The sequence below is a fragment of the Thermoplasmataceae archaeon genome, from assembly GCA_038729425.1.
GTDB lineage: Archaea > Thermoplasmatota > Thermoplasmata > Thermoplasmatales > Thermoplasmataceae > B-DKE.
On the sequence record JAVYSB010000006.1, the window covers coordinates 22571 to 33960 of the forward strand.

Below are 11390 nucleotides of genomic sequence, written 5' to 3' on the forward strand. Positions count from 1 at the left end.
GGTGAATGAAAAAAACGAGAAAGAAATGTACGTGAGGGCATATACCGCAATGGTGCTCTCAAGGACCTTTGACAAGAAAATCGTAACGGCGCAGAGGCAGGGAAGGATCGGGTTTTATACACCTTCCATTGGCCAGGAAGCCACACAGGTAGGCATATCAATGGCTCTTGACCAGGAAGATCTCATATTTCAGTACTACAGGGACGTGGCACTCATGATACATCGTGGCGTTCCACTTGAGATTCTGCTGAACCAGATTATGGGAAACACTCAGGACGAGTCCAAGGGAAGGCAGATGCCAAGTCATTACCAGGCAAAACAGTACAACTTCATGTCCGTGCAGAGTCCAGTGGCAACAAATCTTCCCCTCGCCGTTGGGGCTGCATATGCCCTGAGATACCAGAAAGCAAGCAAGGTAGTAGTGGCCACATTTGGCGACGGATCGACATCAACGCCGGACTTCCATGCCGCAATGAATCTTGCGGCAGTTTTCAACCTCTCGGTAGTGTTCGTCTGTGAGAACAACGGATGGGCAATATCCATGCCGACGGAGAGGCAGACGAAAGTGGAGATATCTGAGAAAGCGTCTGCCTACGGAATGAAGGGGATCAAGGTCGATGGGAATAATTTCATTGATACATACAGAGCAATGGCCGGGGCCGTTGAGAGGGCAAGGTCCGGAAATGGCCCGACGCTCATAGATGCCATAAGTTTCAGGATGGGCCCGCATTCAACCTCTGACGATCCTGGAAAGTACAGGTCTGAAAATGTTGAGGAGGGCAGTGAGAAGGACCCCATAACCGTGGCCGAGAATCAGCTGAAGTCCATGGGATACCTGAACGATGCACTTATTGCAAAGATCAGGGAGGAGGCATCCCGGGTCGTGACGGAGAAGTTTGACACGCAGGAGAAGGTACCGGGACCTGAACTGTCAACGATGTTTGAGGATGTATACGCAGATAAGAACTGGATTGAAAAAGAAGAAGAGGATGATATTATATGAGCACCATGAACATGGTCCAGGCTCTCAACTCGACGCTTGATCATGCCATGTCAGCGGATCAGAATATAATTCTCCTTGGGGAAGACATTGGCAGAGATGGCGGAGTTTTCAGGGTTACGGAGGGGTTGCAGGCAAAATATGGCAGCGAAAGGGTTATTGATACTCCACTTGTGGAACTGGGAATCGTCGGGATGTCCATTGGGATGTCCATGATGGGGGTAAAAGCCGTTCCCGAAATCCAGTTTCAGGATTTCATTTTCACTGCATTTGATCAGATTGTTAACCAGATGGCCAAGATGCGTTACAGATCCGGTGGTTCATACACCGTTCCTCTGGTTCTCAGAACCCCTTATGGCGGCGGGATCAGGGGTGGACTGTACCACTCACAGAGCGGGGAATCATATTTTGTGCATACTGCGGGCCTGGTTGTTGTGACGCCGTCAAATCCCTATGATGCAAAGGGATTACTCCTTTCGTCTCTTGATAGCCATGATCCCGTGATTTTCCTTGAACCAAAGCGGCTTTATAGATCCACAAAGATGGACGTCCCGGAGGAGGATTTTAGGGTTAAAATAGGAGAAGCTGCCAGATCCGCTGAAGGTGATGACGTAACCATAATAACATACGGGTCGATGGTTCCGACTGTACTTGCAACTGTGAAAAAGAACGGGCTGAGTGCTGACGTGATCGACCTCAGGACACTTCTTCCACTAGATATTGATTCAATAATTGCGTCGGTGAAGAAAACGGGAAGAGTAGTGATAGTCCATGAAGCCCCGAAAACACTGGGAATGGGTGCTGAGATATCTGCACTCATCTCGGAAAGGGCTATTGAATACCTTTATGCGCCAATCATACGGGTAACAGGTCCAGACATCCCATTTCCGTATAGAATGGAAGATCATTACATCCCAAATGAACAGCGCATTATGAAAGCTATCAGGAAAGTAATGGAGTTCAGGTGATCATATGTATTCATTCAAGCTTCCGGACATAGGAGAGGGTGTAACAGAAGGGGAAATAGTCAAGTGGCATGTAGCGGAGGGCGATGCCATAAGGAAAGACCAGGACATGGTCGAGGTCATGACCGACAAGGTCACAGTTAAAATTCCGTCTCCGGTGGATGGGAAGGTCACGAAGATCATGTACCCAGAGGGAAAGGTCGTTCAGGTAGGGTCGGTCTTGCTGCAGGTCGATGACGGAACCGGCACTGAGAAGATCATTGAAGAGAAACCTGAGATCAAGACCGAGGAGAAACAACCAGAAATCCAACCGCAGGCTGCGCCTGTGGTAACCACGGCTTCTCCCGCAGTCAGGAGAATGGCCAGGGAGAGAGGTATTGATCTTGCGTCACTTCATGGAACGGGTCCTGGGGGAAGGATCACGCTGGAAGATCTCGATATGGCAAGGGAGATCCCACCATCCACGGCACAGAAGGTACCGGAAAGGATCATCGAGATGACCCCCGGGGATCAGGTCATTGAAATGCGTGGCCTGAGGAGGATCATCTTCGATAAGATGACAAAATCCAAGCAGATCATGCCTCATTTCACTGTGATGGAGCAGGTTGACGTTTCGCCCCTTCTCGGTGCGAGGGAAAATCTCAAGCAGTATGGATTGTCGGTCTCATTCACGCCGTTCTTTGTGAAAGCTGCGGTTGCGGCGTTGAAGAGGCATCCATATCTAAATGCAGTTTACAACGAGGAAAACAGGAACTATACCCTGAGGAAGGAATACAACATTGGGATTGCAATAGATACGCCTGACGGGCTGACTGTTGCCGTCGTCAGGGACGCTGACAGGAAGAGTCTTGTGCAGATTTCGTCGGAGATCCAGGATCTTGCTGAGAGGGCCAGGAAGAATGAACTCAAGCTTAAGGAAGTGCAGGGATCAACGTTCACGGTGACTAATGTTGGATCAATAGGCGGCATAATGTCCACGCCCATCATTAATTATCCAGAGGTCGCGATCCTTGGGGTTCACAGAATTATATCATCGGGCGAGGCAAAAAATATGTTCCTGTCGCTTTCATGTGATCACAGGCTAATAGACGGTGCAGAGGCTGCTAGATTTATTAAAGACATTAAGGATTACGTCGAGAATCCCGTGGTATTACTCTCGCAGTAACTGGTGATGAGAATGAAGTATGATGCAATAATAATTGGTGCTGGTCCAGGTGGATATGCTGCAGCTATAAGACTGGGCCAGAAAGGTAAGAAGGTTGTACTCATTGAAAAGGACAAGATTGGAGGCGAATGCCTCAATTATGGTTGTATCCCATCCAAGGCCATTATAGAACTGGCCAGCTCCATAGATTACCTGAAACGGATGAAGGGTGTGCAGGCAGACGTGAAGGTTGACATGTCCCAGTGGCAGGAATGGAAATGGGGCATGATTAACAGGCTCACAGGCGGAGTGGAGACTCTATGCAGGAATTATTCCGTCGAAATCGTTAAGGGAGAGGCAATGATTGTAGACAGGAATCATGTATCCGTGGGTAGCATCGTTTATGAGGCCGAGAATCTCATAATCGCTACTGGATCGTCCCCCGTTAGATTCGACAGTTTTCAGGGCGTTATCTACAACAGGGAAATGCTGGATATCCAATCCATACCACAGAACCTTGTGGTCATAGGTGGGGGTTATATAGGAATAGAACTTGGAACGGCCATGGCAAAGCTGGGTTCTGCCGTTACTGTAATTGAAATGATGCCGTCCATATTGCCTGGTGTCGATTCTGACCTTGTGAGACCTGTGGAGAGAAAGATCAGGGAACTTGGAATAAAAGTGCTCACAGCAACAAAGGTCAAGTCAGTCCTGAAGGGCTCTAAATATTCAGTTACGCTAGAAAACGGGGATGTCATTGAAGCTGATGTTGTGATGCTGACCGTTGGCAGGAAGCCGAATACCAAAGGTTTTGGTATGGAGAAACTTGGCCTGGCCATGGATGGAAATTTCATAAAAACTGATAAAAGAAAGAGAACCAGCGTTCCAAACGTTTACGCCATTGGTGATGTCTCTGGTCAGCCTATGCTGGCGCATAAGGCATATTATGACGCAGACATTGCTGTGGACAACATCTGTGGTATAAACGCGGAGGAGGACTATCGTGCCATGCCATACGTGATTTATTCTGACCCGGAAATAGCTTACACTGGTTCAAAATCCACGGCTGAAACATATTTCCCGGTGGCCGCGAACGGCAGGTCCCTGAGCATGAATGCAAGCACTGGAGGCTTCAGGATTTATTATGATCCCAGTGGCAAAGTTACGGGAGCAGGAATAGTGGCTCCGCATGCATCGGAATTAATATCCGAGATCTCCGTGGCAGTTGAATCTGGGCTCAACGCAATGGACATAGGGTTGACAATACATCCACATCCGACTGTTTCGGAGGGAGTTAAGGAGTCAGCGGAAGCCGCTTATGGAAAACCTCTCCACTTCAAACCTGCACACTGATCTTGGCAGGATAGGATACCAGGAATGCCTGGAATTGCAGCTCAAGCTGTTAAAGTTGAGGAAAGGTGGCAAAATAGGGGACATCATGCTATTCCTGGAGCATGATCCCCCTGTGTTTACCACAGGCAGGAAATCCAATCCTATAAATTTTGGAAAAGTAAACGTAGTCGCGACTGACAGGGGAGGTGACGTAACCTATCATTCGCCCGGCCAGCTTGTGGTATACCTGATCTTCAATATTGAAAGTGACGGAAAGAGAGATGTCCGGAAGTTTGTGCATGCAGTTGAAAGTGCAATAATGGAGTCAATAGCTCGTTTCGGGTATGATCCCTATGTTGGAGACGAACCAGGGATATGGATAAAGCAAGGGAATAAGAAGGTTGCTTCCATCGGGATGGCAATCGACGGGTTCGTTTCTTATCACGGGTTTTCGCTGAACTTTACTGATGAACCTCTAGAAGGTTTCAGACAGGTCAATCCTTGCGGCCTTGATCCCGGAGTGATGGGTTATGTTCCTGTGGACAGAAACTCATTGATCGGCGAACTGCTGAAGAACTTTGGTAGCAGATTTGGAAATTTCATAGCCATTGACAAAAACGACCTTGAAGAAGCGGTAAGAAAGTTGAATGCATGAGATCTGCTCGCCATGATCGGGAGGACAGAGATAATGCTGCCCTGTTAACCGATCTATCGTGAGATGTAAATTACCCTATATCTAAGCTTCCTCGCTTTCTACGCCCACGGAGTGTGGAAGAAGAGAACCACCAACAAAGCCACCAAGCGCACAGAAAGCAATTCCAAACACAGAAATCCTCACATACATCGCCGTTTTCGCGAGCCCCGCCAGATAGGAGATCAGTGAAAGATCGTTGGAAACCAGTGAAGAGTAAGAGCTAATTGATGAGAACGCACCAAACGCTGTAGATCCGAGAATTGAGAAAATAATAACCACAATTGCCATTATTATCCCAGAAACCAGACCAGCTATTGTCCCTCTAAGAGTCCCTCTTGCAATGAGTCCTGCAATTAAACCTGCGAAAACTATCGCAAGCACGCTGGCATTTACGAGCACACCCGCCAGAATGATCCCGGCCACTGTACCAGCCGCTACACTTCCAGCATATCCGGGACTCTTAGGATCATTCATACAGAATTGTATTTCAAGAATTGTATTTAAACCTTTTCTGTACGTTCCCATTCCTAGGTTTTCAGAAATACCTGAACGTGGATCTGTCAAGCTGATCCATGAATTGCTCTGCATCTTTTTCCTCAGGCGTGGGAATCATTTCGACAGAATCCCAGGATATCTTAACATCCGTGGTCTTACCAGAAGAGATGCCCTTTACCTGAAAGCTGATACTCCTGATCCTGTCAATATCAGCGGGTTCTGGAAATTCAACCTTGGCGCGGACGTCATCTATATCTTTTCCCTTAAACAGCTCACAGGACGTGTAGTATATGGAATATTTATCGATATTTACCTCCCTGATTCTCTTTAGCATGAACAGATTCGAAAAATAAATAACAATATCTGAATAGTCCTCACCGGTTTCGGTCACTTTTCCTTTTATAACAATAAATGATAAAAATTATTGGATACGCTCTATTTCTGCAGCATCTTTTTTTCTTTGCCGCGCGTTTTCACCCTGAAGGTTGATAGCAGAATGGCGGCAATGAGCGTTAGAGATCCTCCAATAATCCACATATTTGTGTACGTTGTAACGTCAATAATATACCCGTAGAGTGGGATTCCAATGATCACGCCGAGATACATTATTGTCAGCGAAACCCCGCTATATACGCCCACATGTTCCCGGGGTGCTTCTTCGGATACTATTGTTACGAATGTTGAATTCCATGAAACTGACGTGAATCCAAGGAAGAATGAACCTGCAAGGGCTGTATACCATATAAAAGCATCAACTGGTACTGACATGAGCATGATTCCCGAAAGGACTACAATCACGAGGAGTACATCAATCTGTCTGCTGGCGAATAATCTCTGGCTCAGAAAGGGCCAAACAATCCTCCCAATCGTAGAACCAATCAACATTGTGCCAAGAAGTATCTCGGAGAAGAGCACATCGTAACCCCTGAATTTCATGAATACCACAAGGAAGGTAAATATGGCCTGTTGCCCAAGCGAGAGAAAAACCGCCACAGTGCTGACGACGACTAGTTTACGGTTCCGGAGAGCTTCACGCATTGTTTTTCCGACCTGAACCTTTACAGGGGCACGCTTCTTATTGTCCCAAGATCCCCTGGTTACCAGTGCAATAACAAGCGCCAGTAGCATCATCGCAAGAAACGCGTACCTCAAGGATAAATCGATGGCAATCACTGGTAGCGCAAGGGTTGCGGCTAACGCTCCAAGTGGAACTCCAGCCTGTTTCACTCCCATGGGTACTGTGTGTTTTGGATAATAAAGCTCAATGATCGCGCTGTTAGTTGCAGGCGTTACGATGCCATATCCAAAGCCTATGATCGAATAACCAGCCACAACCGTGTAATAGGAATGCGCCGAAAGGGCAATCAATGATCCTGTGGAAAGAAGGAAAAAACTTATCCTCAAGGCTGTTTTAGAACCCAGCCTGTCAACCATAAATCCCCCAATATTGGCCGCCAGCAATGAACCGGCAAACACGGCGCTGGTTATAATGCCCAGTTCAAAGGAGTTGAGGCTAAACGTTCCCTTTATGAAAACTGAGAGTGGCGAATAGGAGTTATTCGTGAAGTTGGCCAGAAGCTGGAGGATCATTATCTGCAGAAACAGAGGCATTATTCTTCTGTAAGTGGAAACCGACATCTATGTTCGACAGCATGATCTCCTAAGTTTTATTCTTACCTGTGAGGTCGTCGGGTATTGGATATGAAAAGGTCACGGCTGAAATACGTTCTCCTTCATCATTCCATTAAGAAACGTGTCTCTGGTAAACAGGTAGAAATTGTCTGTGCCCGACTTGAAATCAACAGCTACAAAGCCATGGGAGAAGAGAAATTTCATGACCTTGTCGCTTGATTCTCTCCACCTCATTGCTTCCTCCATGCTGTTGTTTCTGATCGCTTTGAAGTTACCAGGTATGTGTACGCGGACAGTAGATTCTTCTCTGGCTATTCTCTGCATATCCTCGCTTACAATGCCGGTTCTGTCAAGCGCCGTTATTCCATTATCTTCAATCTCAGGTCTCTGATAATCAAGCCACAGCTCAGCGACAAACCTGTCTGTTCTCATTCCAACATTTATTTTATCATCCATCTGGCCATAAAAATTCCGTAGGTACGTTCTGGCAAAGGCACCAATCTTATGGATATTGAATCTTGCATTCAATGCCATGAGGGGATCGTAGGTCCAGGCAATCATGTTGTACCCCTGCCTCTTCGCCCACGCTTTCTGGTACATCTTAAGCTGATACCCTATCCCAGAGTATTTCCTCTCCTCCAAAACTCCTGTCATATGCGAATAGAAATAATCATAATTCTTCCTCCTCCCAGGGAATCCAAAACTCATGCCTATTAGCTTGTCTTCATCATAAGCTCCAATAACTACGCCGCCGTGAAATTTCATTGCGACGACTATATCTTTTATGAGCCCATCGAGATTTTCGAATCCCCAGGCAGATTTTATAATGGGGACAATCCCCTTCACTGCATCAGGATCGTGCACTTCAGCTATGCGCATGCCCATAAATGATCAATGTCTGATTAAATCTTGTGCCTCAGGAACAAGTGCGAACAAAAAATTGCCGGCTAAATCTTATACGATACCACGGCCATTTTCAGAGGGCAAATGGAATAGTAAAACTGGATCCGTCCTCCGAAACGTACAGGGTGAATTTTTCCCTGCACCTTGGGCATTTGTATTTCGAAACTTTGAATTCCCCACTCGACCACTCCTTGTAGGGATTCCTGTCAGATTCAGTTTTGCAAGCTGGGCAGATCATGAGATACAAAACCCAATTAGTACGATATATTAAATGTTTCTAGATATTGATTAAGATTCTTTCTAAAACAGATGGCAGATCATAAAAGTAGGAGACTGGAAATAGATTTCTATCTGGCGTTCTGTATATGGATCATGGGTGCTCATAGACTAAGAGAAATCAACGTATAAAACAGAATCAGAGAAAAATAAAAAAAAGAAAAAATTGAAAATTTATGCGTGGGTTTTCTGTGCTTCCGTTGTTTTTTTGCTCCCTTTCCTGAATGGGAACAGAGGAAGGATAGGCTCCTGGCCAGCCTGAACCCACCTGTCGTTGATCACGGCAGCTCCAGCTAGATATGTCGTGAAGATTACGTCAATCAGGCCTACGACTCCGGCCGGCACAACTGCACCTGGCATTGCTCCAAGGAGAGTGGTACTGCTTGCGGTCATGCTCAGCAGTGGAATTGCCCACAGTATGAAAGTTATGAAAAGGAAGAATAGCATCAGGAAGTGCATGAGGGTCATTTTTAGGCTCGCAATCATGTATATGAATGTCATCAGGACAAAGGCAAAAGCCATCATTCCTACCAGATGAGCGTGCTGTACGTCAGATATAAAGCCGTAAAACAAGCCGAATGTCAACACTGCGAATGTCAGGAAAAAGCCTGCGTAAGTTCCGAACGCTGTCGCGCCAAACGTGTTGCCATTATTATATTCCCAGTTTGCTGCCACAAGAAGCAACAACCCACTAAAAGCAAGTGCTGGCGCCATCAGCGCAAGGTGCTCTCCCCATGGAAAGATTCCCGCTCCATAACAGGACAGTATCATTAACCCAAAGCCATACGCAAAAATACCAAGAGCTGTTGGGTCCCCCTTCTTTACGTCATTTACCATAGCTTCACCTAAGAGCCAGACGGCTCCTTAAATTAAATATAGATCATGTACTAATAACAGTAGTTCCTCACAGGTCAGGTATAGATGATACAGTGTAGCACACGCCACCTGAACAAATGGACCGCAAATCCTTTTTACCAATCTAACGTCGGCAGATAACAACACCTTTCAATTTTTGGAGGCCAAAACTATTTACAAAGATCTCGTTTAGGAAGATTCGATCTTCTTGCTGCTGCCCTGTTTAGGGGTCATATCAGAAAATACCTCTTTCCCTAAATCGTAAGCTTCAGCTTCTCTGCATTCAGATATTAGTTTCCAGAATTTTTTCGACTGGAAAAGTGTGTTGAAAAAAAGCGCCTTAGTGTGTAAATCCGGAGCATGAATATCGGCACGAAGTCTCTTTATAACATCAAATCCCTTGGCGTATTGAGCAACATCCTTTTCAAGCCTATCCCTTATAAACCTTGAAAGCGATGGAGATTTCCCAAGAGTGGAAACGGAAACAACTATCCCCTCTTTCTGAAACGAAGCTGGAAATATAAAAGGGCTCCGGTTATCATCAACACGGTTAAACAGAACACCACGGGTTAAGCACTCTCTGGATATCATGTCATTCAGTTTTCTGTCATCTGTAGCAATGATGATTATGTTCTCCTTGCGAAGGTATTCATTTATCTGATCGATGAGGACAATATGCAACTTCACTTTCTCAATGCTGAGTCCAGAGAATTCTGGATCGAACTCATCAGCTATCGCAATAATCGATTTGCAGTGCGGAATAAGGTTTATTACTTTCTTGTGGGCAGCTTGGCCTCCCCCTATAACTATGACTTTCCCTTTTGAAACGTTCAGCATTATTGGAATATATTCTGCTCTCTCAGGGGTTGAGTCCAACTGTAACACCAGCATTGAAGGTATAGAGAACGAAGATAGAACGTTTTCCCGTAATATGTTGCGATTAATCCTGCAAGGTTATCTGACGCCCTTCAATGGATCTTGTCTTCATATTCTCGAAACCGCTGCTAAGGCTGATTATAACGACACAAAGATCTCCGTGCCCGTTTTGAATTCCATTAGAAGCTTCTTCCAGAGTCGTTTCAATTACTTCCTGATTATCTCTGGAGGCGTTAAATATAATGCGGGTCGTTGCTTCAGGATTCGCACCCGCATCCAGGAGCCTTACAGCATAGTCTTTGATGGTAGTTGCACCCATTAGAACCACAAGAGTATCTACTGCACCTGCAAGCTTTTCCCAATTTACCCTGTGTGTAGAATTCTCCATTGCCTCGTGTCCAGTCACAATTGCAAAGGAAGATGAAAACCTGCGATCTGTTAGCGGAGTTCTAGAGACCATAGCGGAGTATAGGGCGGAAGTTATGCCTGGCACAATGTCGTAAGGTATGTTTTTCTCTTCGAGGAAGGCGGTTTCCTCCCACAGCCTTCCGAAGATAATAGGGTCGCCGCTTTTGAGCCGCACCACCATATCTCCTCGCTGAGCATGCTTGATCATTAGGTCTGCTACTTCATGCATTTTCAGGCCGTGTGCGCGTGGAGTCCCTCGGATGGGCACGCAGATCGCGCTTTCAGGTATTAGATCTAGTATGCCCTGGGTAACCAGGCTGTCGTATATCACTACGTCAGATGACTTCAAGAGTCTCAGTGCCCTGACAGTAAGAAGGTCAGGGTCACCAGGGCCGGAACCAACAAAATAAACCTTACCAGTTGGCATGCCCGTCACCATATTGAAATCATGTGGGCGTTCTCAGTTTCAATTGCGAATTTAGTAACTCCCCACACGTCGCTGATGAGGTCACCCATGTCCTTCTTGTCCACGCCATAAATCTGGCATGCGTAGTAGCAGGCATAAACATTCAGGTACCCGTCATCCTTGCCTTCCTTGATATTTTTAGTCCATTCCGGATCCTTTTGGCTTATGAGTTTCGAACTGGCCGTTGTGATCTTTATCTCTGGCTTTTTCATGAAAGCCTTTAATCCTTCCATGGTCACAAAAATAATCACTTCATCGCCCATGGATGCTCTCATGCCACCCTCTATTGACGCAAACATCAGTCCAGACAACTCGTTAGTTCCAAGTATAATCCCAACCTTCAT

14 protein-coding genes are annotated in these 11390 nt (G+C 46.1%); 5 read left to right on the plus strand and 9 right to left on the minus strand.

All coding sequences use genetic code 11. The features are described from left to right. The 5 genes from QW597_06145 to lipB all read left to right on the plus strand — a co-directional run. The coding region (locus QW597_06145) for a thiamine pyrophosphate-dependent dehydrogenase E1 component subunit alpha (protein ID MEM0156159.1) at positions 1 to 1003 on the plus strand (1003 nt) is incomplete at its 5' end. After that, positions 1000 to 1968 (plus strand): alpha-ketoacid dehydrogenase subunit beta, encoded by a 969-nt coding sequence (locus QW597_06150; GenBank protein ID MEM0156160.1) that lies wholly within the window; start codon positions 1000 to 1002, stop codon positions 1966 to 1968. The genes QW597_06145 and QW597_06150, both read left to right, overlap by 4 nt. Positions 1969 to 1972: 4 nt before the next feature. Continuing rightward, complete coding sequence (locus tag QW597_06155) at positions 1973 to 3130, plus strand: dihydrolipoamide acetyltransferase family protein (protein ID MEM0156161.1); 1158 nt, start codon at positions 1973 to 1975, stop codon at positions 3128 to 3130. 12 nt (positions 3131 to 3142) lie between these two features. Then, positions 3143 to 4462: a dihydrolipoyl dehydrogenase gene (lpdA, locus tag QW597_06160; protein ID MEM0156162.1), complete on the plus strand. Its 1320-nt coding sequence runs from the start codon at positions 3143 to 3145 to the stop codon at positions 4460 to 4462. Next, positions 4428 to 5096: a lipoyl(octanoyl) transferase LipB gene (lipB, locus tag QW597_06165; GenBank protein MEM0156163.1), complete on the plus strand. Its 669-nt coding sequence runs from the start codon at positions 4428 to 4430 to the stop codon at positions 5094 to 5096. The genes lpdA and lipB overlap by 35 nt, the downstream gene beginning before the upstream one ends. Positions 5097 to 5177: 81 nt before the next feature. Here the strand turns inward: lipB and QW597_06170 are convergent, their stop codons facing one another. The 9 genes from QW597_06170 to QW597_06210 form a co-directional block, all read right to left on the minus strand. Continuing rightward, positions 5178 to 5609 (minus strand): hypothetical protein, encoded by a 432-nt coding sequence (locus QW597_06170; protein MEM0156164.1) that lies wholly within the window; start codon positions 5607 to 5609, stop codon positions 5178 to 5180. 61 nt (positions 5610 to 5670) lie between these two features. Next, positions 5671 to 6021 (minus strand): hypothetical protein, encoded by a 351-nt coding sequence (locus QW597_06175; protein ID MEM0156165.1) that lies wholly within the window; start codon positions 6019 to 6021, stop codon positions 5671 to 5673. A 44-nt stretch (positions 6022 to 6065) separates the two neighbouring features. Continuing rightward, complete coding sequence (locus QW597_06180; protein ID MEM0156166.1) at positions 6066 to 7268, minus strand: MFS transporter; 1203 nt, start codon at positions 7266 to 7268, stop codon at positions 6066 to 6068. A 72-nt stretch (positions 7269 to 7340) separates the two neighbouring features. Continuing rightward, a complete protein-coding gene (locus tag QW597_06185) occupies positions 7341 to 8141 on the minus strand; it encodes a hypothetical protein (protein MEM0156167.1) in 801 nt (266 codons plus the stop codon). A 97-nt stretch (positions 8142 to 8238) separates the two neighbouring features. Further along, positions 8239 to 8403: a hypothetical protein gene (locus QW597_06190; protein ID MEM0156168.1), complete on the minus strand. Its 165-nt coding sequence runs from the start codon at positions 8401 to 8403 to the stop codon at positions 8239 to 8241. Positions 8404 to 8615: 212 nt separating this feature from the next. Then, positions 8616 to 9278: a GPR1/FUN34/YaaH family transporter gene (locus QW597_06195; protein MEM0156169.1), complete on the minus strand. Its 663-nt coding sequence runs from the start codon at positions 9276 to 9278 to the stop codon at positions 8616 to 8618. A 207-nt stretch (positions 9279 to 9485) separates the two neighbouring features. After that, positions 9486 to 10172 carry a bifunctional precorrin-2 dehydrogenase/sirohydrochlorin ferrochelatase gene (locus tag QW597_06200; protein MEM0156170.1) on the minus strand — a complete coding sequence of 229 codons (687 nt, stop codon included), beginning with the start codon at positions 10170 to 10172 and terminating at the stop codon, positions 9486 to 9488. 64 nt (positions 10173 to 10236) lie between these two features. Then, entirely contained in the window at positions 10237 to 11007 is a 771-nt protein-coding gene (cobA, locus tag QW597_06205) for a uroporphyrinogen-III C-methyltransferase (protein ID MEM0156171.1), read from the minus strand. Between the two features lie 5 nt (positions 11008 to 11012). Beyond that, positions 11013 to 11390 carry a hypothetical protein gene (locus tag QW597_06210; protein ID MEM0156172.1) on the minus strand — a complete coding sequence of 126 codons (378 nt, stop codon included), beginning with the start codon at positions 11388 to 11390 and terminating at the stop codon, positions 11013 to 11015.